The organism is Nocardia otitidiscaviarum NBRC 14405 (genome assembly GCF_000308635.1).
GTDB classification, from domain to species: Bacteria; Actinomycetota; Actinomycetes; order Mycobacteriales; family Mycobacteriaceae; genus Nocardia; species Nocardia otitidiscaviarum.
This window is the reverse complement of sequence record NZ_BAGD01000089.1, coordinates 1-24,227: the sequence shown is the minus strand read 5'-3', so window position 1 is coordinate 24,227 and position 24,227 is coordinate 1. Positions and strand designations below refer to the sequence as shown.

At 68.5% G+C, this 24,227-nt stretch carries 21 protein-coding genes and 2 tRNA genes; 8 read left to right on the top strand and 15 right to left on the bottom strand.

Annotated features, from left to right (window positions below):
* Positions 1–320 (top strand): hypothetical protein (locus ON31_RS20160; protein WP_039815819.1); only part of this gene is annotated, 320 nt, incomplete at its 5' end.
* Positions 321–1,019: 699 nt separating this feature from the next.
* Entirely contained in the window at positions 1,020–3,614 is a 2,595-nt protein-coding gene (locus tag ON31_RS20150; RefSeq protein ID WP_039815815.1) for a DNA translocase FtsK, read from the top strand.
* Positions 3,615–3,617: 3 nt separating this feature from the next.
* On the opposite strand, the gene ON31_RS20145 is transcribed toward ON31_RS20150, so the two are convergent.
* The 5 genes from ON31_RS20145 to ON31_RS20125 form a co-directional block, all read right to left on the bottom strand.
* Positions 3,618–3,989, bottom strand: coding sequence for a hypothetical protein (locus ON31_RS20145; protein WP_039815813.1), 372 nt, complete (start codon positions 3,987–3,989; stop codon positions 3,618–3,620).
* Between the two features lie 3 nt (positions 3,990–3,992).
* On the bottom strand, positions 3,993–4,478 hold the full coding sequence (locus ON31_RS20140) for a roadblock/LC7 domain-containing protein (protein ID WP_235204426.1): 486 nt from the start codon (positions 4,476–4,478) through the stop codon (positions 3,993–3,995).
* Complete coding sequence (locus ON31_RS20135; protein ID WP_039815811.1) at positions 4,475–5,281, bottom strand: hypothetical protein; 807 nt, start codon at positions 5,279–5,281, stop codon at positions 4,475–4,477. Before ON31_RS20135 ends, ON31_RS20140 begins: the two co-directional genes overlap by 4 nt.
* Complete coding sequence (locus tag ON31_RS20130; RefSeq protein WP_039815809.1) at positions 5,271–5,663, bottom strand: hypothetical protein; 393 nt, start codon at positions 5,661–5,663, stop codon at positions 5,271–5,273. Before ON31_RS20130 ends, ON31_RS20135 begins: the two co-directional genes overlap by 11 nt.
* A gap of 326 nt (positions 5,664–5,989) precedes the next feature.
* Positions 5,990–8,170: a CocE/NonD family hydrolase gene (locus ON31_RS20125; RefSeq protein WP_255222181.1), complete on the bottom strand. Its 2,181-nt coding sequence runs from the start codon at positions 8,168–8,170 to the stop codon at positions 5,990–5,992.
* A gap of 27 nt (positions 8,171–8,197) precedes the next feature.
* On the opposite strand from ON31_RS20125, the gene ON31_RS20120 reads away from it, so the two are divergent.
* Positions 8,198–8,833 carry a TetR family transcriptional regulator gene (locus tag ON31_RS20120; protein WP_039815807.1) on the top strand — a complete coding sequence of 212 codons (636 nt, stop codon included), beginning with the start codon at positions 8,198–8,200 and terminating at the stop codon, positions 8,831–8,833.
* An 88-nt stretch (positions 8,834–8,921) separates the two neighbouring features.
* On the opposite strand, the gene ON31_RS20115 is transcribed toward ON31_RS20120, so the two are convergent.
* Together ON31_RS20115 and ON31_RS20110 are read right to left on the bottom strand one after the other, a co-directional pair.
* Positions 8,922–8,995, bottom strand: a tRNA-Arg gene (locus ON31_RS20115).
* Between the two features lie 68 nt (positions 8,996–9,063).
* A tRNA-Leu gene (locus ON31_RS20110) sits at positions 9,064–9,138 on the bottom strand.
* 450 nt (positions 9,139–9,588) lie between these two features.
* Here ON31_RS20110 and ON31_RS20105 point away from each other — a divergent pair.
* Positions 9,589–9,810, top strand: a complete 222-nt coding sequence (locus ON31_RS20105) for a DUF397 domain-containing protein (RefSeq protein WP_081592598.1) — start codon at positions 9,589–9,591, stop codon at positions 9,808–9,810.
* Between the two features lie 104 nt (positions 9,811–9,914).
* On the opposite strand, the gene ON31_RS20100 is transcribed toward ON31_RS20105, so the two are convergent.
* Together ON31_RS20100 and ON31_RS20095 are read right to left on the bottom strand one after the other, a co-directional pair.
* On the bottom strand, positions 9,915–10,835 hold the full coding sequence (locus ON31_RS20100; RefSeq protein WP_081592594.1) for a helix-turn-helix domain-containing protein: 921 nt from the start codon (positions 10,833–10,835) through the stop codon (positions 9,915–9,917).
* A gap of 245 nt (positions 10,836–11,080) precedes the next feature.
* Positions 11,081–11,749, bottom strand: a complete 669-nt coding sequence (locus ON31_RS20095; RefSeq protein WP_051037517.1) for a TetR/AcrR family transcriptional regulator — start codon at positions 11,747–11,749, stop codon at positions 11,081–11,083.
* 113 nt (positions 11,750–11,862) lie between these two features.
* Between ON31_RS20095 and ON31_RS20090 the strand changes: the two genes are divergently transcribed.
* Positions 11,863–12,750, top strand: coding sequence for an alpha/beta fold hydrolase (locus tag ON31_RS20090; protein WP_039815805.1), 888 nt, complete (start codon positions 11,863–11,865; stop codon positions 12,748–12,750).
* Between the two features lie 174 nt (positions 12,751–12,924).
* Here the strand turns inward: ON31_RS20090 and ON31_RS20085 are convergent, their stop codons facing one another.
* Together ON31_RS20085 and ON31_RS20080 are read right to left on the bottom strand one after the other, a co-directional pair.
* Positions 12,925–13,821 carry a phosphatidylinositol mannoside acyltransferase gene (locus tag ON31_RS20085; RefSeq protein ID WP_039815803.1) on the bottom strand — a complete coding sequence of 299 codons (897 nt, stop codon included), beginning with the start codon at positions 13,819–13,821 and terminating at the stop codon, positions 12,925–12,927.
* 69 nt (positions 13,822–13,890) lie between these two features.
* The gene (locus tag ON31_RS20080) at positions 13,891–17,571 is read right to left on the bottom strand and encodes an ATP-binding protein (protein WP_039815801.1); all 3,681 of its coding nucleotides are present in this window, start codon (positions 17,569–17,571) and stop codon (positions 13,891–13,893) included.
* Positions 17,572–17,806: 235 nt separating this feature from the next.
* Here ON31_RS20080 and ON31_RS20075 point away from each other — a divergent pair, with 235 nt between their 5' ends.
* Positions 17,807–18,526 (top strand): alpha/beta fold hydrolase, encoded by a 720-nt coding sequence (locus tag ON31_RS20075; protein ID WP_039815800.1) that lies wholly within the window; start codon positions 17,807–17,809, stop codon positions 18,524–18,526.
* A 66-nt stretch (positions 18,527–18,592) separates the two neighbouring features.
* Here ON31_RS20075 and ON31_RS20070 read toward each other — a convergent pair whose 3' ends face one another.
* Positions 18,593–19,567 carry a terpene synthase family protein gene (locus tag ON31_RS20070; protein WP_147287102.1) on the bottom strand — a complete coding sequence of 325 codons (975 nt, stop codon included), beginning with the start codon at positions 19,565–19,567 and terminating at the stop codon, positions 18,593–18,595.
* Between the two features lie 86 nt (positions 19,568–19,653).
* Complete coding sequence (locus tag ON31_RS20065; protein WP_244961295.1) at positions 19,654–21,294, bottom strand: cytochrome P450; 1,641 nt, start codon at positions 21,292–21,294, stop codon at positions 19,654–19,656.
* Between the two features lie 106 nt (positions 21,295–21,400).
* Between ON31_RS20065 and ON31_RS20060 the strand changes: the two genes are divergently transcribed.
* Complete coding sequence (locus ON31_RS20060; protein ID WP_115061557.1) at positions 21,401–22,552, top strand: DUF6236 family protein; 1,152 nt, start codon at positions 21,401–21,403, stop codon at positions 22,550–22,552.
* A 10-nt stretch (positions 22,553–22,562) separates the two neighbouring features.
* On the opposite strand, the gene ON31_RS20055 is transcribed toward ON31_RS20060, so the two are convergent.
* Positions 22,563–22,847, bottom strand: a complete 285-nt coding sequence (locus tag ON31_RS20055) for a YciI family protein (RefSeq protein WP_029928248.1) — start codon at positions 22,845–22,847, stop codon at positions 22,563–22,565.
* 47 nt (positions 22,848–22,894) lie between these two features.
* Positions 22,895–23,437 carry an amino-acid N-acetyltransferase gene (locus ON31_RS20050; RefSeq protein WP_081592592.1) on the bottom strand — a complete coding sequence of 181 codons (543 nt, stop codon included), beginning with the start codon at positions 23,435–23,437 and terminating at the stop codon, positions 22,895–22,897.
* 119 nt (positions 23,438–23,556) lie between these two features.
* Here ON31_RS20050 and pgsA point away from each other — a divergent pair, with 119 nt between their 5' ends.
* Entirely contained in the window at positions 23,557–24,222 is a 666-nt protein-coding gene (pgsA, locus tag ON31_RS20045) for a CDP-diacylglycerol--glycerol-3-phosphate 3-phosphatidyltransferase (protein WP_039815821.1), read from the top strand.
* Positions 24,223–24,227: the final 5 nt, after the last annotated feature.

The following is a 24,227-nucleotide window of genomic DNA, read 5'->3' as shown; positions in this document are numbered from 1 at the left end:
CCGCCCGCCGCGCGGGCAGCCCGCGCTTCGAATCCGCCGTCCACACCCGCGCCGCCCTCGCCAATCTGGCCGCGGGCCGCCTTCGCGAGGCCGTCGATGCGGCCGATCGCGCCGAGGCCACCCGCGGCCCCACCCGCACCACCCATCCGCACAATCAACTCATCCGCTACACCGCCCTGCGCCGCCTCGGCCGCACCCTCGACGCCGCCGAGTGCTACCGCACCGCCGCCAGCCAGATCCCCGACTTCGACACCGCCCTGGCCAGCTGGACCGCCACCATCCCCGCCGCGACCGCCGCCCCGCTCCCCAGCGCCAGCTGATCCGCCCGCTGCCGAAGGCGGTCCGGCGCGTTCGATGCGGCCTGTATCCCCCGGCCTCATCGGCGTGCTCAGGGCGACCGGTATGCCTGCGCACTCACTGGCCGCAGCACGCTCCGACCACGAGCGTTCCCCCTGCCGCACGCCGCCGAACCCGCACCATCCGACCAGCGGATCTCCTGCGCACTGGAGGACGCCCGCACCTGCACCTCCCGCCGGACCATGTGCTCGGCCGTCCCCGGCGTCGCGCGGTGCGCAGGCAGAGCGTCCGCCGGGACCGCACGACGCCGAAACCGCAGCCGCACCGCCGGGTGGTGGAACCGCTGGGGCATCGGAAGGAAGTCCTTCCACGCACCGTTCACGCCGACCATTCCACTGGGCCGTCCCCGTCGTCGCCCGCCCGATGTTGCCTCGCGGCCCCGTCCGCCGCAGGCCGGGCACAACGGTGTCGCCGCACCCGTCCCTGAACTCCCGCACCGTGTTCCCCGGCGTGTCGCAAGCGAGTGACCGGCTGGCTTCGGCGCCGTGCGGTTCACTGGTAACCAGCCGAGCGGCACGGCGTCGTCGCAGCTCGCGCATCCGGCTCCACCCGTGCGGCGACCTCCGGTCCGCCCGTCGATCGCCCCGCTCTCCCGGGTGTGATGTGCGTGGGGTGGGTGTTGCGGATGGTCCGGATGATGCGCCAGCGGCTAGCCTGAGTGCATGGCAGGTAAGTCCCGCACCACCGCAACGTCCCGTTCGCGGGCGGGATCGACGCGGGGGCAGGCTCCTGCACGGTCTCGTTCCAAGGCCCCGCGTTCGGCCACCGCCACCCAGCGCCGGTCGGCGTCGGCGGGCCGGGTGCGGCGTTCCCCGGCCCGCCGACCCGCCCGCGCCCGCTCGAACACCGCCCCGCTGGCGGTGTTCACCCGCGGGGTGAGCAGCGGCTGGAACATGCTGGCGCGCGGCCTCGGCGCCACCACGCGGGCGCTCGGCCGGGCGGGGGAGATCGAGCACGGCCATCGCCGCGACGGCATCGCCCTGGCCCTGGTCGCCTTCGCCTTCATCATCGCCGCCGCGGTCTGGCTGTCGGCGGGCGGGCCGGTCGGGCGCGGGGTCGATACCGCCATCCGCTGGGTCGCCGGGTCCGCCTCGGCCGCACTACCTTTCGTGGCGTCGGCGATCGCGGTGATCCTGATGCGCACCGAACCGCATCCGGAGGCCCGCCCCCGCCTGGTGCTCGGCGGTCTGCTGGTCGGCCTCCCGATGCTCGGCCTGTGGCATCTGGCCTCCGGTTCCCCGTCCGATATCGACGGTCGTTCCCGCGGTGCGGGTTTCGTCGGTTATGTGGTCGGCGGCCCGCTCAGCGACGGTCTCAGCGCGTTCCTGGCCGTTCCGCTGCTCATGCTCGCCATCCTCTTCGGCGTGCTGCTGCTGACCGGCACCACGGTGCGCGAGATCCCGGAGCGGATGCGCGAGCTGTTCGGCACCGGCAGCGGCGGCGACGAATACGACCGCGAGCCCGGCGAATTCGGCCTCTACGATCCGGCCGACTACGACGCCGACGGCTTCCCGATCCATCAGAAGACCAAGCGCCGCCGCGGTAAGTCCCCCTCGGACAACTACCCGACCGACGAATTCGGCGGCTCCGATGCGGTCACCGAGATCATCGGCGAACCCCCGCTGCAGGACGCCAAGGACATCACCCCGCCCGAACCGCCGAAACCCAAGGCGCGCAAGGCCCCCAAGGTGGTCGATCAGACCCCGCCACCGCAGCAGGCCGAGCAGTTGGAGTTCGTCACCGACCGCGAGGTCGAGGGCGACTACCAGCTGCCGCCCATGACCCTGCTCACCGACGGCGATCCGCCCAAGAAGCGCAGTGCCGCCAACGAATCCATGATCGAGGCGATCACGGAGGTGTTGGTGCAGTTCAAGATCGACGCCGCCGTCACAGGTTTCGTGCGCGGTCCGACGGTCACCCGCTACGAGGTGGAGCTGGGTCCCGGCGTCAAGGTCGAGAAGATCACGGCGCTGGCCCGCAATATCGCCTACGCGGTCGCCACCGAGAACGTACGCCTGCTCGCGCCCATCCCGGGCAAGTCGGCGGTGGGTATCGAGGTGCCCAACTCCGATCGCGAACTGGTCCGGCTCGCGGACGTGCTGAAGGCCCCCTCCACCCGCAACGACCATCACCCGCTGGTGATCGGACTGGGCAAGAACATCGAGGGCGAGTTCGTCTCGGCGAATCTGGCCAAGATGCCGCATTTGCTGGTGGCCGGTTCCACCGGTTCCGGTAAGTCCAGCTTCGTCAACTCGATGCTGGTGTCGCTGTTGCAGCGTGCCACCCCCGATGAGGTGCGCATGATCCTCATCGACCCGAAGATGGTGGAACTCACGCCCTACGAGGGCATTCCGCATCTGATCACGCCCATCATCACCCAGCCCAAGAAGGCCGCGGCGGCGCTGGCCTGGCTGGTGGAGGAGATGGAGCAGCGCTATCAGGACATGCAGGCCAACAAGGTCCGCCACATCGACGACTTCAACCGCAAGGTCAAGTCGGGGCAGATCACCGCCCCGCTGGGCAGCGAGCGGGTGTACCGCCCGTACCCGTACATTCTCGCCATCGTCGACGAGCTCGCCGACCTGATGATGACCGCTCCCCGCGATGTCGAGGACGCCATCGTCCGCATCACCCAGAAGGCCCGCGCCGCCGGGATTCACCTGGTGTTGGCGACCCAGCGGCCGTCGGTGGACGTGGTCACGGGCCTGATCAAGACCAATGTGCCGTCCCGGCTGGCCTTCGCCACGTCGTCGTTGACGGACTCGCGCGTCATCCTCGATCAGCCGGGCGCGGAGAAGCTCATCGGTATGGGTGACGGCCTGTTCCTGCCCATGGGCGCGAACAAGCCCACCCGTTTGCAGGGTGCGTTCATCTCCGACGAGGAGATCCACGCCGTCGTCGAATTCACCAAGGAGCAGAAGGAACCCGAGTACCAGGAGGGTGTCACCGCCGGGAAATCGGGTGAGAAGAAGGACGTCGATCCGGATATCGGCGACGACCTCGACCTGTTGCTGCAGGCCATCGAACTGGTGGTGACAAGTCAGTTCGGGTCCACGTCGATGTTGCAGCGCAAACTCCGCGTCGGTTTCGCCAAGGCGGGTCGCCTCATGGACCTCATGGAAACCCGCGGGGTGGTCGGCCCCAGCGAGGGCTCCAAGGCCCGCGACGTCCTGATCAAGCCCGATGAGCTGGACGGACTGCTCTACACCATTCGTGGTGGGGGAGAGGCGGATTCGGAGCCCTCCGGCGCGGAGTAAGGGTCACACCTCGAGGTCTTCCTCGATGCCCTTGAGGCGGTGGCGGGCCATGGCCAGGTTGGCGCGGTTCTTGTCCAGTGCCACATACAGGAACAGGCCCTTGGATTTTCGGCCCGTCATGGGCCGGATGATGTGGTACTGGCTGGAGAGGGTGATGAGGATGTCCTCGATATCCTCATTGAGCCCCAGCTGTTCGATGGTGCGCATCTTGGCCCGCACCACCTCGGTATTGCCGGCGGCGGCGACCTGCAGGTCCAGTGCCTTCGAGCTGCCGAGCATGCCGAGGGCCATACCGCTGTTGTAGTCGACCACGGCCGCGCCGACCGCGCCGTCGATGACCATCATGTCCTTGAGCGCGATATCCAGATTGGACATAGTTCATTCCTTTCCCACTGTTTTCTTGCGCTGGTCTTTGCGGTGTTGGCCCGTGGTCGGCGACAGATGGTCGGAGATGGCACGGGCCACCGGGCGCGACTCCAGGTGGAGGCGGCCGATATTCACCTCGGGACCGGCCAGCACGGTCAACGAGGTCCAGCCCGCCGCGTAGATGACGACGGACCCGTCGGTGCCGTTGACCACCACCTCGTGGAAGCCGCCACCGTGCGCGGTGGTGGCGAGGCGGTGCGACAGCGACAGATGTGCGGCGGACATGGCCGCCATGCTCGCGGGTTCGATGTGCGGCGGTAGATCGTGTGCGACCAGCAGTCCGTCCGCGGACGCCACCAGCGTGCCGGTCAGCCGGGGTACGCGGGCGCGCAGCGCCTTCAACTCCTCCAGTACCGCCGGATCGGGTTCGGGTCCGGTCATCGCCACCTTGGTCAGCCTTCCCATGAGATCGCCGAGCAGTCTTTTCCGCGGGGTCACGCAAGCTCCTCCAACGCCGCCCGCAGCCGAATGAGCACATCGCGGTCGACCGGCTCCCAGCGATCGGGTACGGAGATCACGGGAGTCTGTCGGACCCGGCGGCGCAACGGTGGTGTGGGGCCACCGATCGCGGGTTCGGCCACCATCGACTCGGCCATGACGAGGGGGGCTCGAACCGGGGCGGCGGGTGGTTCGATGAGGCCGACGGCGCTGAGATCGCGGACGGCCGCGAGGCATCCGTAGGTGGTGCGGCCGAGTTCGCGGGCGATGGCGGTGATGCTGCGGCGGGCGTCGGCGGCGGCGAGCACTTCGGCCGCGCCGCTGGTGAGCACCACCCGCCGCTGCCGGAAGTGCCGGGCGGGCACCACGGGTACCCGATCCACCAGATCCGGTGTCCACGGCCCGGATTCGCGGTTCGCGCGCCGGGCGCACTCGTTCACCAGAATGCGGGGCGCGATCCGGCAGACCGGTGCCAGCCAGTGCGGCGGCGCGGGCCGGAAGTCCACCGTGGTGGTGGATTCCAGCAGGAAGTAGGCGGCGTCGAAGACCGACAGCAGCGCCAGCGCTTCCAGGCGCGGCCGCTCCAGCAGCGACCCCGGGTCGCCGATCTCGGCTCGTCGCCATTCGTCGGCGCTGGCCACCCCGGCCTCCACCACCAGCCGATCCATGCCGGTGGTCCGGCGGCAGTCGGCGAAGGCGATCGCGCCACTCACCAGATGGAATATGCCGTCGCCCGCTCGCAGTATGCCGGTATGTCTTTCCGTCTCCAGCCGACGCAATTCCGCGGCAAGATCAACGCTCATGACCACCCTCGGCCAATTCCGCCAGAATGCCCCGTAGCTGGAAGCGCGCCATGGCGAGATTGCCGGTGGTTTCGTCGATGAGCACGTGCACGAACAGTCGCCCGTCGAAGTCGCCGTCCACCAAATTCAGTAGGTGGAATCCGTGCGTGCCGAATACGACGATCTCGCTGATGTCGTCGCCGTCGCGACCGCTCGCCAGCGCCGGGCAGGCGAGCACAGCCCGCACTACATCCGTTGTGGCAGCAGCGTCTTCGTGCTGATCAACCAGTTCGTGCTGCCCCGCCGCCGCTATCGCCAGCCCGCTCGCCCCGTCCACGAGCGTGGCGCAGCGCGCACCGGGAATATCCATGATCGATTGCAGACAACCGTCGATTCCGAGCACCGTGCCACCGCATTTTTCCCGTGAGACATTCGAGCGCTGGCGACGTTACACACTGTTCGCCAGCAATGTGCCGGAACCGCAAGAGGATTGCTGAGATCGGGAAATGTTTGCTGGCTCTTGGAAATGGGTACCTGAAGGTATTGAATACCTTTCGGTTGCCGATAGTGCGAATGCCCGGCGTTGTCTAGAGTCTTTCCGACCTTCCTGTATGACAATTCGTGCCTACCCGGCCCTGAGCCGCGTGCTCATGCCGTGGCGGATCTTCTGGATCGCTGTCCACGCCTCCCGGCGGCCGTGCGCGGCGGTGCGCACGGCCATCCAGGGGCCTATTCGGGAATCGGGTTGTCCAGCGCCACGTTGATCCAGCTGGGTGCGTCGGGGTCCAGGCGCAGGTGTTCGGGCCTGAGTCCGGAGTCGGCGAGGAACATCATGGGCGGCAGGCCTTTCGGAAAATTGCTCGCGTAGATGTCGACCCGCAGCCGATGGCCTGGTTGCAGGACGGCTTCGATCGGGGTGAGCGCGATGTCCAGGGTGACCGGGACGTCGGGCACGGTCGGTTCGCGTTTGTCGAGGTCGAGGTAGTAGGTAGGTGCGGTGTAATCGCCGTTGGGTGACTTCTTGCTGGTGGCGTCGTCGATCTGGCGCATGGAGGCGACCAGTTGGCCGGTGGCGATCTCGCGTGAGGTGCCGTCGGGCGCGACGTCGTTGACCGTGGCCACCCAGTAGCCGTCGGTGGCGTCGTGGACGACGTTGAGGTGCGCGGTGATCGGGCCGGACAGGGTGGTCGGCATGGTCACCGGACTGCTGGTGAAGCTCAGCCCGTCGTTCTCCCAGATGCGCGAATCGTTGCCGCAGGCTTCGATGATGGAGGTCACGCCCGCAGTGATCTGTGCGACATCGCGGCCGCACAGACTCAGCAGGCCCGGCGCCACCGTCAGGTCGCGGATGCCTGCCTGCCGTGGGGTCGCGGACAGGCCGCCGTCGTAGACGGAGTGCGGACTGGTGCCGGAGGGGAGGTCGTTGAGGTAAAAGCGCCGATAGGTGACCTCGGAGCGCGGGAACTGCGGTGCGTCGTCCCAGCCGCCGCCCTGCTGTTTGATGGTGAGCGGACTGTACTTCTCGATGCCGTTGTCGATTCCGCGCAGCCAGTGGTCGAACCAGGCGCGCTGCAACACATCCAGGCGCGGGGGCATGCCGGTGTGGCCGAAACCGGCCACACCCGCGCCCGCATGGTAGCCGTCGCCCATGATCAGCTTCTTCTGTTCCCGCGGCAGCGGAATGGCGTTGAATGTAGCGGTGGGCGAATTGCCGAAGATATCGAACCACGCGCCGACCATGAAGGTCGGCACCTGGATGCGGGTGACATCGGTCTTCAGGCCCTGCCGCAAGTAGGAATTCGGCTCGACGAGTTGCCGTGTCGCATCGGTCAATTGGTCGGGAGTCATGGCGGTGTAGCCGTTGATGACCATGTCTACCAGGGTCAGCGGATTGGCGAGGCGATCGCGCAGCCACTGCAGTTGCTGTTCGGGATCGAACTTGCCGACGGCCAGGGATGTGATGTCCGGCAGCATCTTGAGTGCGTTGACGCCCAGCAGCCAGGGGATCAGGAATCCGACGCCGACCGCACCGCCCGTGCCGGTGATGTCGTTGAAGAGGTCCGCGCTGCCCTCGTAGGCGAAGACGGCCTTCAGACCCGGCGGCTGACGATCGGTGGCCTCGAGCGCCGTGATGGCGGTGAAGGAGGTTCCCATGGTGCCGACGTTGCCGTCGCTCCACGGCTGGCGGGTGATCCAATCGATGACCTGTGCGATGTCCTGCTTTTCGCGGTCACCGAAAACCTGCCACGCACCCTGTGAACTGCCGGTGCCCCGCAGATCGACCTGGACCAGGGTGTAGCCGGCGTCGACGAGGGCCCAGTCCTGCACCGCGGCTTCGATGGCGCCGGAATCGGCTTGCCGGGTCAGCTCGAACAGGCCGTCCAGGCCGACTCCCGGAAGATTCAGTGAACCGATCCAATTCTCCAGCGGCGCTTTGATTCCCAGGTCGTCGGCGGCATACAGCAGGGCCTGTCCGATCAGCATCAGTAGTTTGCCGTAGCCCTGCATCTGCAAGATCACCGGTCGCTGACCGCCGGCGACCCGGCCGTCCTCGGCCGGATGAATGATATCGGCCGCGAGTACCGTGCCGTCGTCCATCGTGATCGGTACCGCCAGATCGGGCACGATGCCGTTGTAAGGCTGCGGCCCGTCCACGGCTTCCGTCCACCGGGCGGCGTATTCGCCCCCGTCGATACCGGTGAACCGCTCGTTCTGCTCACCGGACGCCGACGGGGCCACGAACATCGCGCTCACCGCCAGTGCGACCGTCGCGGCCAGTGACCGCGCTGTTGTCCTGCGAATCGATAGTCCAGCCTTCATCGGAACCCCGCTCTCCGCCCATCTTCTTACCGGCGAGTAGGACTGTAACGGGGGACACACCCGGCAAGCAAGATAGCGATAGGTCACCATCTAAATGAGATGTCCTACAGTTGACCGGTGCGCAGGACACAGCAGGAACGCCGGGAAGCCACCATCGCCAAACTGTTCGACGCTGCGATCGCGACTCTCGACGAACTCGGTTACGCCCGAGCCTCGGCCAACACCGTCACCGCCCGTGCCGGCATCTCCTACGGCGCACTGTTCCGTCACTTCCCAACCATGAGCGAGTTCATGGCCGCTGTCGCCCGGGAAGCCGTACGCCGCAACGCCGAACTCGTGACTCGCCGCGTTCAGGAGCTCGCCGACGCGTCGAGCGGGACCGACATCGAGACCCTGCTGCGGGTGCTGCACGAGTTGACCGACAATCCGACCCACCACGCGATCCTGGAACTCACCACGGCGGCGCGAACCGACGAGCAGCTCCGCGACGCGATGCGTCACTCCATGACCGACGTCGGCCCTTTCATGATCGACACCGCCGCTCGCATCGTAGGCCCCGAGTTCGATCTCGACGCACAGGACTTCGCCACCCTTGTCTTCATCCTCGTAGACCTGTTCGACAGCGAAGCCATCCAGCACCCCCTGCGTGCCGCGTATCCCGAGATCTACGAACGCCGTATCCCGCTACTGGTCCACATGCTGAATTCCTTTACGTCCCGGACCGATTCGGTGGCCGATTCACGGTGCCGGTAAGCAGCATCGGCGTAGCCGCACGCGCGGTGCCGCATCGTGATCGGTGGCTGTCCGCGGGGCCGGTAGGTGGTGTCGGGTCTGGCGGTCGTGTGCCCGGGAGGATTCGAACCCCCGGCCTCCTGCTTCGTAGGCAGGCGCTCTTTCCGGCTGAGCTACGGACACGTGGCCCCGCGCGGATGTCGCCGTTGACATCCACTCCGCGCTGAGCTGCGCGGGGCGAGAAGAATGGGTTCCCTCGGTGAGATTCGAACTCACACTGTCCGGATCCTGAATCCGGTGCCTCCTGCCAATTGGGCTACGAGGGAAGGGGATACGAAAAGGGCCGCTCCGGCAGTGTGCCCTGGAGCGACCCCTGTGGTGGATCTCGGGTGAGATCTAGGGAACGCTCCGTACGCCTGCGCGGAGGCGTCGGGGGAAGGCGAGGGTGCGCGCGATGCGACGCTGTGTCGGCTCGGTCACGATGCCGCCTTTCCCGGTTGTCGGAGGAACGTGTCGAGACCACGGTAGCAATGCGATCGGGCGGCGGTAAAACGATTTTCCGACCTGCCGATTTGCCGCGTCGCCGCGGCCCGTACGCCACCGTAACTTGTCGGTGGGTGGCCGTAAGGTTGCGTTCATGAGCGTTTCGATGTATCAGCGCGCGGGTCCGGACGAAATCAGTTGCGCAGCTGGGGGTCCGGATATCAGTGTGGGTGTCGTCAGCGTTGTACGCGAGGGTCATGGGGAGTGACTCTCCGGGGGAAGGAATGAATGCCATGAACGGCAATATGATTCGCGGGGAGCGTCGCGGCCCGAAGTTCGCCAAGAGCAGCTTCAGTTACGGTGGCGGTGATTGCGTCGAGGTCGCGTACCACGACGGCCGGATCGCATTGCGTGATTCCAAGGATCGGCACAGTCCGACGCTGTGGTTCACGCGGTCGGAGTGGCGAGCGTTCACCTCGGGTGTGCGGGCCGGTGAATTCGATTTCGGTGACTGATTCGGTGATCGACGCCGGTCGGTGGTGCCGCAGCGAATTCGCTGCGGCACCACCACCCCCACCCCCAGTTGCGGCCGACCCCTCGTGCGGCCGCTGGAAACAGGTCAATTCATTGCGACGTGGTGTATTTCGGCTCGGAGTTCGGCGAGGAATTCTCGGGCATCGGAGTCGAATACGGCCATGCGGGTGAGTGCCACCCAGTGGCGACGGTGGGCGTCGACGAGTTCGGGTCCGCGCGTGACCAGGCTGCCCGCGATCGGCTCCGCGGAAGCGACGGCGTGGTCGGCGTTCTCGTAGATGACGAAACCGTGCGGGATCGTGGTGCTCGCCTCGATGTCCTGCGGAATCACCCCGATGGTGACCGTATCGAGGGTCTCGATCGAGATGATTCGGTCCAGCTGGGCGAGCAGCACGCGATGCGGACCGGGCCGAAAACGCAGGGCCGCTTCGGTGATCAGGAATTCGAAGCGCTTCGTCGGGTCGTACAGCACCCGCTGGCGCTCCAGCCGTGCGGCGAGTGCGGCCGCCAGGGCGTCGGGCGCATAGGGCGGATCGAAATTCGCGAACACCCGGCGGGCGTAGTCGGCGGTCTGGAGCAGACCCGGCACCAGTGAGGGCTGGAAGTTGCGCACCGTCTGCGCGTCCTCTTCGAATGCCCGGACGTCGTCCTGTAGATGCGTGCGGTCCGCGAGCGCGGCCGCCCAGTCACTGACCTCGGGCGAGTGCGCCGCCTCGGTGAGCGTACGCAGCGACCGGCGGCAATCCGGTTCCGCACCGACCGCTTCGGCCCAGTCGAGGACCTGCGGCAGCGGGGGAACCACCTGCCCGGCTTCGATCCGCGACAGCGTCGACTGGCTGATGCCGACCCGCTTGGCCAGTTCCCGCCCGGAGATTCCGGCCAGATCCCGCAGCCGGCGTAGCTCCACACCCAGCTGCTGACGCGGATGCGTCTGGCGCACACCGGAATTCGCGATGACTGCCGCCGCAGCCGCCGCGTCCTCCGCAGGGTGATTCAGTGGAACCATGATGATTCGAATCGAATCAGTTTGATTCAGCGGAGTCAAGTCTGACTTGGTCGACGAGAGTTCGCTGCCCGCAGTGGATCTGGTTCTCGTGGACGCGGATATCCGGATATGGTCGCGATTCGGCGTATCGCGCCGTCGACTGTGGGGTGCGACACATCCGGTAGCGGGCGCGGTCGAGACCCTGCGTGTCGAGCCGGATTCGGCACTCTGCGGATCGCGCGGAACTCGGGTATGTCGAGTGTGGGTTACTCCGGCTGGTCCGGCGGTGTGGTGAGCATGGGGGCGAGGTAGCGGCGGGCGAACTCGCGTGCCTGGTCGGTGGTGTCCAGGGCGATGGCGGTGTCGGCGGTCAGCAGCAGTGACAGGGCGATGCGGATGTGGAGTTCGGCCACGGTGCGCAGATGCTGTTCGGTGTGATCGGAAATCGTTGTGTCGCCGTAGAGTTCGTGTTTCCACAGGGCGACGCAGAACTCTCGGAACAGGCCGATGAGGGGTCCGGCGTCGAGGGTGAGACCGGGCAGGGCGGTGTCGGGTTCGGTTTCCAGCAGTCGCCGCAGCAGGCGGTGTTCGCGCAGGTATTCGGTGGTGTAGGCGGCGCTTTCGGCCAATCGTTCGGCGATATCGGTGCAGCCGGCGACCGCCGCGGTGCTCCCGGCCAGGTATTTGCGCAGTTCATCGTGCAGGACGGCGTCGGTGAGCACGGTCTTGTTCGGGAATTTCCGGTAGACGGTCGCGCGTCCGACCTTGGCGCGTTTGGCGACGTCCTCCATGGTCGAGCGGCGCCAGCCTACGGTGGCCATCTGCTCGACGGCGGCGGTCAGGATGCGGGCGGTGACCTCGTCCGGGTCGTCGAGCAGTCGCAGCACCGCCGGGTCTGGATCGGTGAGTCTGTGCGTCCATGTGCTCTCGGTCACTCGCGGTGCGCTCCTTGTTGCCAGGCGAATCAGGGCAACCGTATCGTGTGAGACAGAAAGTCAAATCCTGTCTCAAGAGTATCATTGCTTGACGAACCTGGCACGGAGGCGTCATGGCCCAGATCGCACCGCAGCGACCGTCCCGCACGGTCACCTCGACCGACGGCGTCGAACTCGCCGTCTACGAGCAGGGGTCCCCATCCGACCCGGCCGTGGTCCTCATCCACGGCTATCCCGACGATCACGCCATCTGGGACGGGGTCGCCGCGATTCTGCGCGATGACGGTTTCCGCGTCATCGCCTACGACATGCGCGGCGCGGGCCGCTCCGATCACCCGACATCGACCAGCGCCTACCGGATCGCGCGGCTGGTCGACGACCTGGTGGCGGTGGTCGACGCCGTCGCCCCCGAGGGCGCGCACCTGCTCGCCCACGACTGGGGCTCGATCCAGGCATGGGACGCGGTGGCCGACCCGCGCCTGACCGACCGCATCGCGACGTTCACCAGCATCTCCGGGCCCTCGCTGGACATGATGGGGACCTGGCTGCGCGGGATCGCCCACCAGCCGCGCGCCGTGCTGTCGCAACTGGCGCGCTCCTCCTACGCACTGGGATTCCAGGTGCCCGCCGTCGCCGAATTCGCTGTCCGTCGCGGTGTCGTCGACCGCGTCGTCGCCGTCTCCAGCACCCGTGGCGAACCCGCGGGCACCGTACCGCGTACGCCGTCGTCGCAGGCGGACGCGATCGACGGAATCGCCTTGTACCGAGCCAATCTCGGCCGCCTGCTACGGCCGCGCCCGCGCTCGGTCTCGGTCCCGACACAGGTGCTCGCACCGGTGCACGACGTCAACGTCACCGTCGCCTGCCAGACGAGCGCCCCGCGCGCCTTCGTGCCCAACCTGCGCACGTACGTCATCGAGGGAAACCATTGGGCCCCAGCCCAACACCCGGACGCTATCGCCGAACGCTTCCTCGTCTTCGTCCGCGGATTCGACATCTAGCCGACCTGTACCGACGAAAGGGAGTTCTGTCGACGGCAGAGCGCACCATATCGCTGTGCTGGTGGTTGGTCGATGAACTGTGCCGACCAGCGTCAGGGTCCCGGCTGGTCGGCGAACGACTCCGTCGCCGGAGGAGCCGAGTTCGTGACGAGTGCGTTCGACAGGCAGGCGCGATCAGATTCCGCCGTCGGGCCGGGCGGCGCGGAAGTCGGCGGTCCACACCGGTTGCAGCATGTGCCAGTCGGCGGGGTGCGCGGTGATAGCGGCGGCGAAGCGGTCGGCGAGTGTCTGGGTGGTGCGCAGCACTCCGCCGGTGGTGTCTATCGGCTCGTCGATGTGGAAGCCCCAGCTGCCGGGGGTGAACCAGCAGCGCACCGGCAGCAGGGGTGCGCCGGAGGCGATCGCCAGCCGGGCGGGGCCGGTGGGCATGCGGGCCGGTTCGCCGAAGAAGTCGACCGTTACGCCCGAGCCGGTCAGGTCGCGTTCACCGAGCAGCCCGACGATGCGTCCCTGTCGCAGTCGCGCGGTGAGTTGCTCGAATGGTGGCATCGTGCCGCCGGTGAGCGGGATGATCTCGAATCCCAGGCCCTCCCGGAAGCGGACGAAACGCTGGTACAGCGCTTCCGGCCGCAGCCGCTCGGCCGCCACGGTCGGCGATCCCACCCGATGCACCACCCAGACTCCCGCCAGATCCCAGTTGCCGCAGTGCGGTAACGCGAGCACCGCGCCGCGACCGTCCGCGACGGCCGCATGGATGTGTTCGAGCCCGGTGGCCACGGATTCGATGCGTTCGGCCAGTCGTACCGGATCCATCGAGGGCAGCCGGAACGACTCGCACCAGTACCGCGCGTAGGAGCGCAAGCTCGCGCGCACGAGGTCGTCGGGCACTTGCTCCGGTGTCGTGGACAGCACCCGGGCCAGGTTGCGCCGCAACTGAATCGGCCCGCCATCGCGGGCCGCGCGATCGGCCGCCAGGCCGAACAGGCCGAGCGCCCACCGCTCCGGCAGGGCGCGCACCAGCCGCCAACCCGCCGCGTACCCGAGATCCTGGACCGCGTCCCGCGGATTCACCGCTCACCCTCCCGACCCATCCCTGCAGTCTCCTCCCTCGCACCGCCCGAGGGGAAGCGCGGTATCAGGTCAGCCCGCAGCGGCCTGCATCCGCCCCTCCGCCACCGCCCGGTCCTGGGCGGGGTCGCGGCCGGCGCGACGGTCGACGGCGAGGGAGCGCAAGCGCGCGTCGATACGGTCGGTGAACAGCGTCGCACCTCGCCCGGCGGCGATATCGCGGGCGGTCAGCAGATGCTCCCGCGCGCCGCGGTCGTCACCCGCGCGCCGGAGGGCGTCGGAGAGGTCGATCTCGGCGAGAACGAGTTCGGTGACGGTTTCGGAGTGCCGCAGGTGGTCGACCGCTCGGTGCAGAAGTGGAATCGTTTGGGACTCATCGGAAGTCAGGGCCACCGCGCGGTAGGCGCGGCCGAGCGTGTACGGAGTGTTCCAGCGGAGCGCGAGTTCCAGTTCGGCGGTGGCGAGTTCGCGCGCTCGGGCCGTCTCGCCCAGCGAAACGAGTTGCAGCGCGGCGGAACTGCGCCAGGCGATGTGGGCGGGATTGGCCAGACCCTTCGCGGCGGTGCGGCGGCCGCAGTCCAGGAAGAGCGTCGCGGCTTCGCGGGCGCGGCCGCGCGCGGCGCAGACCAGGGCGCGCACGTACTTCACCACGGTCCATTCCCAGGCTTCGGGATTGGCCTGATCGGTGACGCTGTCGAGCCAGTGCTCGGCCTCGTCGGCGCGCCCGAGGCCGAGCAGCGCGTGCGCGTACTGGGCGACCAGGGCGGCCGGGCGGCGGGTGACGGGGCGGGCCGGATCGGTTCCGATCAGGTCGCATTGGGCCAGGGCTCGGGTGTAGCGGCCGCCGCGCAGCAGCGCTTCGGTGTAGACGACACGGCGGTAGACGTCGAGATCGCCGAAGGACCGGTCATCGAGTTGCTCGCTGAGTTGGCAGGCCAGGGTCAGATCATCAGCCCACATGGCCACCGACGCGACGATGCCGCCGATCTCCCGGGGCAGGTGATCACCGGAGCCGAACATCGGGAAGCGGGCCAGCGCCTGCTGTGCGCTACAGCGGACCGCGAAGGCGTCGTCCCAGATGAGCACCGCGGCGGTAATGGTGTCGCGGACGGGTTCGCGGCGCAGCCGGGCGACGAAGTCGCGCCAGGACTGGTCGGTGAGCGCGGCGATCATCCACATCGACGCGCGCAGCGGGACGGCGGCGGCCGGATCGCGGACGGCGGTCTCGGCGATCACCTCCTCGACCAGCGTCCGGGCGGCGTCGGCTTGGCGGCCCGTGGCGAGCACCCAGGCGAGCGGAATGACGGCCGTCGGGGTGACACCCCGGCTCCGCTGACTGGTCACGGCCTCGTCGAAGTACTCGCGCGCGGCGGCCGGGTCGGTCCACAACTTCAGCTGACCGAGCCGGATCAGAATGTGTTCGCGCTGTTCGGATCCGGCGATGCGCAGCGCCGCGGTCAGATGGTCGGCGGCCTCGGTCAGGTCGCGGTGGCGTGCGGCCTCGTCGGCCGCCTCCACCAGCGCTGGGACCCAACCCGACCACCGCTCGCCGCGCAGCCCGTGCAGGTAGCGCGCGACCGTGCGGGGATCACAGGATTCGCGTCGGGCCTGGCGGGCGGCCGCGAGCCGGATGCGCTCGATCTCCTCGGGCGCGGCCAGCCGCAGCAGGGTGGTGGCGAACAGTGGATGGCACAGCCGCGGTCGCGCCGCATCGTCCAGAATGCCGACGGTCACCAGCAATTCGCAGCGCTCCCGGAATTCCGCCGCGTCCTGTTCGCAGGCGGCGGCCAGCACCGCGAGCGGTGGCTCCCCGTGCTGCAACGCCGCGATCGCGCGCAGCATCCGGCCACCGTCGACGGAATACCGGCTCAGCTGATGGCGCACCGCCCGGGCGTAGCCGCCGCCGGGCAGCCGGGCGGGCACCGTGCGCGGGTCGTCCAGCAGGCGCAGATCGTCGAGCAGCGCGGTGACCAGGACCGGCATACCGGCGGTGGCGCGGTGGATGTCGGCGGCCAATTCGGCGGGGCAGGGGCGACCCAGTTCGCGGGCGGCGAGCGCCCCGATCGCGGCCGGACCCAGCCCCGCCAACCGGACGGTGGTGATCGCGCCGCGCTCCAGGGCGGCATGCCATTCGGAGGTGACGAGCGGATACCACGGCCGGTCGTCGAAGGCGACCACGATCAGCACCGGCATCGAGCGCAATGCCGGTGCGAGCGCGGTCAACAGCCGCAGCGATGGCTCGTCGCCGTCGGTCACGTCGTCGAGCAACAGCACCAGCGGATGCGCGGCGGACACCGCGGCCAACAGGTCGCGCACCCGGTCGACCAGCGTCGGGAGATCGTGGGGTGGCTCGATCTCCGCGGCCCCGAGGGCGGCGCGGATGATGTCGAGGACGCGCGGTTCGCGGCCGCCCGGAGCGGCCAGGCTGGCGCGATACGACGACGGAATCCGCCGCGCCACCGCCTCGAGCAGTGCGGTCTTGCCATATCCCGGATAGCCGGAGATCAGCACGACCCCGCCCGTACCCGCGATGGTGCGGCGATGGGCGGCGAGAATGCGATCCACCTGTTCGCGACGGCCGGGCGGCAGTGGCGCATCGGCGTTCCGCGTGGGTGTCGGCACTTCGTGCGACGGTGTGGCAGCGTGCGATGTGAGCGGTGAACCTGCTCGCACGGGTGTGGCAGCACCTGGTGTGGGCGGCGAAACATGCTGTGGCCCAGCGGCGAAGCCCGGCCCCGGTGTCGCTTCGCCCAGTGGCGGTGCGGCGCCCATTGGTGCTGCGGCGTTCAGTGATGGTGCGTCGCGCAGTGATGGTGCGTCGCGCAGTGATGGTGCGTCGTCCAGTGGCGGTGCGGCGCCCATTGGTGGTGCGAGGTCCAGCTGTGGTGCGGGGTCCAGTGGTGGCGCGGGGTCCAGCTGTGGCGCGGGGTCCGCCGATACCGGTGGGGGAGTGGTCGCGACCCGGAAGTCCGTGCCGCCGTTCAGGATTCGCGCCTGAAGCGCGCACAGTTCGGCACCCGGCTCCACCCCGAGTTCGTCCACCAGCCGCCGCCGTATCCGCGTGTACGTCGCGAGCGCTTCGGCGCGCCGCCCCCGCTCGGCGAGCGCGCGCATGAGCAGCCCCGCCGCGCGCTCCCGCAGCGGATGGTCGGCCAGCAGTTGCCGCGCGCACTCGATGACATGGTCGGCCTGCCCGAGTGTCAGGTCCACCTCGAGACTGTCCTCCACGACCGCGAGGCGGCGTTCGATCAATGCGATGCGCTGACTCTCGGCATACGGGCCCGGCATTCCGGCCAGCGGTTCGCCCGACCACAGGCCCAGGGCCCGGCGGTAGCGCTGCTGGGCGGACACCGGATCGGCGCGGACCAGTTCGGCGTCGGCGACGAGCCGATCGAAGACACCGAGATCGATCCGGTCGTCGTCGATGCGCAGCTGGTATCCACCGTGGCCGGACAGCAGCACCATGGGTGCGGAGCGCGGCGGCCGGTCGGGTTCCAGCGCGCGGCGCAGGGCCGAGATATGGGTCCGCACCACGCCGATTCCGCTGGCCGGGGCGGCCCCGTCGTAGAGGGCGTCGAGCAGCGTCCGCGCCGACACCCACTGGCGGCGGCGGAAGGCCAGGGCGCACAGCAGTGCCCGCCGCTGCGGCGGTCCCAGCGGTACCGGGATGCCGTCGCGTTCCACCTCGACGCCGTTGAGCACGATGAACCGCAGCCCGGTCCGGGCTCCGGATTCCGCGTCGTGCCGGTCCATGCAACCTCCGCAACCTGGCCTGCGCCCGATCGGCACAGGGAAATTCATCCTATGTGTGACGGTGTGGGCGGCCGCGCCGAGTACCGGGCGCAGCGGGCCTTCGATCGCGCCCACAACAGCGTTTGAGCTGTGCTTTCATCGAGCTTTCACACGGCGTTGAGTCCTCTGCCACACGGTGGTCGCGATCGAGAACCCCGACCGTGCGCGGTGATTCGCGTGCGAACAAGGAGCGGATATGACCGACCACCCCAACGTGCTACTGGTGCACGGCGCCTGGGCCGACGCCTCCAGTTGGGCCCCCGTCATCGAACTGCTGCACCGGGACGGCTTCGGTACGGTCGTCGCCAGCCAGTTGTCCCTGCGCACCTTCGCCGACGACGTGGCGACCGTGGCCCGCGACCTCGACCTGCTCGCCGGACCCACCATCGTGGCCGGGCACTCCTACGGCGGCGCGGTCATCAGCCAGGCCGCCGCCGGGCGCGCCGACGTCACCGGCCTGGTGTACGTGGCGGCCTACGCGCCCAAGGCCGGGCAGTCGGCCTTCGCGATCAACCAGGAATTCGGTGCCGCCTCCCAGGGCGCGGCCGACCTGGTGAACATCGGCGCGGACGACGCCCCCGACCTCGTCCTCGACCGCGCCCGCTTCCACGCCGACTTCTGCGCCGACCTGCCCGCCACCCAGGCCGCGGTGCTGGCCGCCGTCCAGAAGCCCACCTCGGTGCTCTCCCTGGCGGGCGCGGGTGACGCGGTACCCGCGTGGGAGACCCTGCGCGCGAACACCTGGTATCAGATCTCCGCCGAGGACAAGATGATCCAGCCCGAGCTGCAACGGCAGTTGGCCGCCCAGGTCGCCGACGACGAGCGGATCGTCACCCTCCCCGCCGCCCACGCCTCGATGCTGAGCCGCCCCGCCGAGATCGCCGGACTCATCGAGAAGGCCGCCCACAACAGCTGATCTCGGGCCGCCGCCGGAACGCGCACTGCGCTCCGGTCCGGCGGCCGTGGATGGATGCGGCCCGGGTCAATCGCCGAACAGGCGCTGTGCGGTCCAGTCGGGTGCTTCGTCTCGGCTGTGCCGCGCGGCGGCCAGATAGTCCGACGCGTTCCGGTACCGCTGCGTGCGACCCTCGATATCGAAACAGGCTCGGCAGACCTGAGGGTAGGAGACGAAGCACTGTTCGGCGTCGGCGCGATCCCGAGCCGAGGCCGCGGTCGCATCGAATGCCGAGCGGCACTCGCGCTCGCATTCGAGATATCGCCTCATACAGTGATCCGCCATGTCGGAAACGGCGACGAGCGATTGTTCCAGGGACAGCCCACCCGTGCGGTGGACGATGCAGACGGCATTGTGCGCCGGGTCGATCTCGAGATCCTTTCGCGCCATGTAGATGTCGTTGTGCAATCCGATCCATTCCGCGAGCCACAGCCGAGCCCGCGAGAATTCCGGCAGGGCGCGCAGCCGCGGATCGACATCCACTCCGACCGAGAGTTCCGCGAGGTCGAAGAACATCGGCATGCCGGACCCATAGCGTCGCCGTCGTCGATACTCCGCGATCGTGGGGCGGTAATCGTGCCGTCGGTCCTCGGCGTCGAGGCGCAGTGAATCCAGCCATTCCCCGGTGCTGGTGCTGAACTGTTCGATCCAACCCCGCGACCGCCGCGCGACGGCGCGCGTCCAAATATCGCGCAGCGCTCGCGCGGGGCGGCTGCGGGCCCGCGTCGGAGCCGTCTCCAGTTGGGCTCGGAGCTCGGTCACGGCGGCGGTCGCCTGTGCGACATCGCGCCCCACCGGACCGTCGTCGAATTGATCGTCGACGATGAAGGCCCAGGCCAGGTGCTGCGTCAGCACGGGCAGGACGTGGGGTGCAGCCTGCGGGTAGAACAGGCTCGCGATCCACGGGGTTTCGGTGCGCTCCAGGTGCTTCCGGCTGCTGTCGGTCGGAGTCAGCTCGAACGAGTCGACCCATGCCCACACCCCGGCCGCGGTGGCGCTCATCGCAGGATTCTCGGTGCACTCGTCGAACGGCATGAACAGTCGCGGCATCGGCAATCCGTCATTGGTCGCCTGTCGGCCTTCCGCTGTCATCGGTCGGCCTTGTCGCCCGCGCGGACCGGGGTGGTGTGTCGGGAGCTGGCCGTCATCAGTAGATTTCGAGGTCGCAGCAGCAGACCCGTCGCCGGGGTCACATCCCGGGTGGTCGACAGCCGTAATCGCCGGCGACTCGCGATGGTCGCCAGCGCGAGGGTCGCCTCGGTCATGCCGAATCTGTCGCCGATGCATTTTCGCGCGCCCCCGCCGAAGGGGATGAAGTGCTCCGGCGGTGGTTGTGCGGAATCGGGATCCCATCGATCCGGATCGAAGATCTCCGGCTCCGGGAAGACGTCCGCCCGGTGGTGGATCAGATAGGGGCTGTAGGCCACTGTCGTGCCGGCGGGCAGCGTGTACCCGCCCAGCGTGGTGGGGCCGGTGACCACTCGCATCGACAGCCAGGCCGGTGAGTAGACGCGCAGCGCTTCGGTGATCACCCGTTCGGTCAGGGTGAGTCGACGCAGATCGGGATAGCGCGCGGTCCGGTCCGGCAGGACCGCGTCGACCTCGGCGTGCAACCGGTGTTCGACGTCGGGATTGCGGGCCAGCAGGTACAGCGCCCATGCCAGCGTCGTCGCGGTGGTCTCGGTGCCGGCGAGAAAGAACGCGATGATGGTGTCGGTGATCTCCTCGTCGTTCATTCCGCCGCCGTCGTGTTCGACGTCTCTGGCCGACATCAGGGCGGACAGCAGGTCGCCGTGGTCCGCGGGCGCGCGACGTCGTGCCGCGATGATGTCGTCGACGGTGCGGCGCAGGCGCGCGTGCGCGCGGCGGTAGGACAGGTTTCCCGGTGACGGAAAGCGGTCCAGTGGCGGCGGCAGGAAGGTGCGCAGATAGAAGCCGTCGAAAAGGGTTGTGATATCGGTCAGCAGCCGATCGAGCAGTTCGGCGGGGAGGCTGTTCGACAACAGGGTGGAGGCCGTGACGCGCGAGGTGATCGTCATCATCTCCGTCAGCAGGTTCAGCGGCTCGTCGTCGGGCCAGGAATCGATGACGTCGACAATGCATTCCGTCATCGTCTGCGCGTACAGCGGGAGGCGGTCGGAGCGAAAGGCGGGCTGCGCCAGGCGGCGCTGCCGGCGATGTGCCTCGTACGGGCAGGAAGCGAGGCTGTCCCGCAGCACTTCGCGGATTCGGTCGTAGATCGGCCCGCCCTTGTCGAAGGTCCGATCGTCGCGCAGCAGTTGGCGAACCGTCGCGGGATCGCAGGCCAGCACCATCCGGGCGGGGCCGATACGAATCCGGATCAGGCTTTCCGTGGTGGGCAGCGAGGTGAGGAAGCGCGTCGGATCTCGGAGCAGCGGACCCGCGTGCCCGAGCAGCGGCATCGCTTTCGGCGCAGTGGGAATGGAATTCACGGAGCGCATGCGCACCTCTCGCTCGATTCGTCGGATCGTCTGGTGCCGCAGGACTTCTCGCTGACGGGAGCGGAGGCACGGAAAAGAGATCAACGGAACGGTCGAAGATGTGCTTTTCGACGAATACGCCGAAAGGATTGGACATTCGGAATGTGGGCGCGTCGTGATCGAGCCCAGTGGTGTTCGACGATTCGGTGTGCGGTCGAGGCCGGATTGCTCGGAAACGGAAATCCCACTGACAGTTGTGATTTTAGTCTCAGCGACGTGGCGTCGCAAGGTTTTGCCGGACCATCGAAGAACAGATCCAATGCTGCCGAACGCAATTCGGATGCGGCAGTGCTTTCGCGAGACAGCGCTCCGGTGGTGCTGGCATGCTGGGGCCGTGTCACAGATCGCCCTGTACTACCCGTGGATGCGTTTCCGGAACGAGAACTGGCTGAAACTGGCCCTGTTGACGTGGGATCATCTCGCGCGAATTCGGCCGCGATCGGCCACTGATACCGATTCGGACGCGGTGGCCAGGTTGCGCGCGGAGACCGATTTCCTGCACGACGTGGAGCCGGTTCGGGAGGATCTGCGGCGGCTCACCAATATCTTCGGCGACATCATCACCTCGGGGGAGCCGCGGGTATTGCAGCCGTACGCGTGGCGGGCGGTGGTGGACTCGGCCGGGTCGGCGGCCACGCCGCGCAGGTCCGGTGGGCCGCGCCGGGCGTACCCGGGTCTGGCGTGGGTGCACGTCGGCACCGACGGACCGAAGGCGCACCTCGCGCTGTCCCGGCTGCTGGAGGAGGAGGGGTTGGCGGTGGCCGTCGAGGAGGCGACCGGTCCGTACCTGGGGATGCATCCTCGCCTCGCCGACGTCTACCGGACGGCGCTCGCCGATGTGGTGGCGGCGCGGCAGCGGGTCTCACCCGTGACCGACGACCCCCGTGCGCACGCGGCTGTCGGCACCATCGACCGGCTCTACGATCTGCTGGTCGACGACGATACGGCCGAGCCGGTGAAAGAGGACGCGCAGCACGCCTACATTCATTTCGCCGCGCACGCCGCGCTGCGGCCCGAGCGGTTGCGTGACGTGCCGCTGTCGACGCTGCTGTCGTTTCGCGAGCGCCACGCGGGGCCGCTGCGGGCCTTCCGGGAGCACATCGGATCGCTGTCGAAGGAACTGGAGAGCGTCGTGCTCGCCGAGGGGCCGGAGTCGGCACGGCGCCGACTCCGGGACGTCTACCGGTCGACAACCAAACCCCGGCTCGAGGAGCTGTGCCGGGCGTCGGACGACTTCGGTATCGACGCCGCACCCGGTCTGCTCGGTATCAAGGTCGATCTGCCCGCCGCGAGCACCGGGGCGACGCTTCCCGCGCTCTCCGATCTCGCCGGTTCCGGATCGGGTTTCGCTTTCGCGGTCGTCCCGTACGTCGCGGACCGGATGCGCGCTCGCCGCACCACCATCCAGGAAACGCCGGTCTCCTACCTGCTCACGGCCGATCGCAAGCTGACGGGCAAGGCGCTGCTCGCCGGCATGCGGCGCTGACCGCGCCCGGCTACTCCGCGAACGCGCCCATGACCGGCAGCCACTCCACGAACCGCACCTCCTCGATCAGCCCCAGCTGCGCGAACGGATCCTGTGCCAGCAGCTTCGGCATCTCCTCGGCCTCGGAGACGCGGAAGAGCAGCAGCGCGCCGGAGCCGTCCGGGTACGGGCCGCTGGTCAGCACGATGCCCTGGTCGACCAGTCCGTTGAGGAAGGCGCGGTGCGCGGGGCGGTGTTCGGTGCGGGCCGCGGCGGTGGCATCGGTGTAGGTGTAGTGGACGGCGAAGATCGGCACGGGTGGAGCTTCCTGGTCGGGGGGATGGTTGACGGTTGTCGAAAGGTTCAGAGGTTCAACAGCATTCGGGTGTTCCCGAGGGTGTTGGGTTTGACGTAGCTGAGGTCGAGGAATTCGGCGACGCCGGTGTCGTAGGAGCGGCACATCTCGGCGTACACCTCGGCGGTGACCGGGGTGCCGTCGATCTCGGCGAAACCGTGGCGGCCGAAGAAGTCCACCTCGAAGGTGAGCACGAACAGGCGCTTCAGTTCCAGCTCCCGCGCCACCGTGATGAGCTGGGAGACGAGCATGTGCCCGACTCCCGAGCCCTTCACGTCCGGGTGCACGGCCACGGTGCGCACCTCGCCGAGGTCGGCCCACAGCACGTGCAGGGCCCCGCAGCCGACGAGGCGGCCGTCGAGTTCGGCCACCCAGAACTCCTGCACCGCCTCGTAGAGATTGACCAGGTTCTTCTCCAGCAGGATCCGGCCCGCGTAGATATCGACCAGGCCCTTGATCTCGGGCACATCCGAGGCACGGGCGCGGCGCACGGCGGGAGTGCCCGCCGCCGCGCCGTCTACCGAACCGCTGTGAGGTGCCCGTGTTGTCATGGGGTGCACAGTAGTCGGCCCCCGTACCGATAGTCTGAAGGTGTGTCGCACATCCAGTCCTCCCGCTGCCCGGTCGTCGCCGGGTCCCTTGGCCGAGTCGCCGGCCGGTGGGGGCGCTGGTGACCGTGCAGCGTGAGGAGGGCCGCTGGGCCGGGGCGGGTTCCCCGCATTCCGGGTTCGCGCCCGCACCCCGACCGGAGGTCGGCGCCGTCGAACCGGCCGCCGTACCGCTCATGAACGTGGCCAATGTGCTGACGGTGCTGCGCATCGCCATCGTGCCGCTGTTCCTGGCGGCGCTGTTCGCGGGCGGCGGCCACGACACCGGCTGGCGGTGGGCCGCGGCCGCGCTGTTCGGGATCGCCGCCGTCACCGACCGCATCGACGGGCAGCTGGCCCGGAAATACGGGCTGATCACCGATTTCGGCAAGCTCGCCGATCCGATCGCGGACAAGGCGCTGATCGGCGCGGCCCTGGTGGGTTTGTCCATGCTGGGCGATCTGCCCTGGTGGATCACCATCGTCATCGGCGCCCGCGAAATCGGGATCACGCTGCTGCGCCTGGCGGTGGTCCGGCGCGGGGTGATTCCGGCCGGTCGCGGCGGCAAACTCAAGACGCTGGTGCAGTCGGTGGCCATCGCCGTGCTACTGCTGCCGCTCTCGGACGGCTGGTTCACCGCGGGCATGCTGCTGATGTACGCGGCGGTGGTGCTGACCGTCGCCACCGGACTCGACTATGCGGTGCAGGCGGCCCGGCTCTGGTTCGGCGCGCCGCGCCGCACGGCCTGACGGGT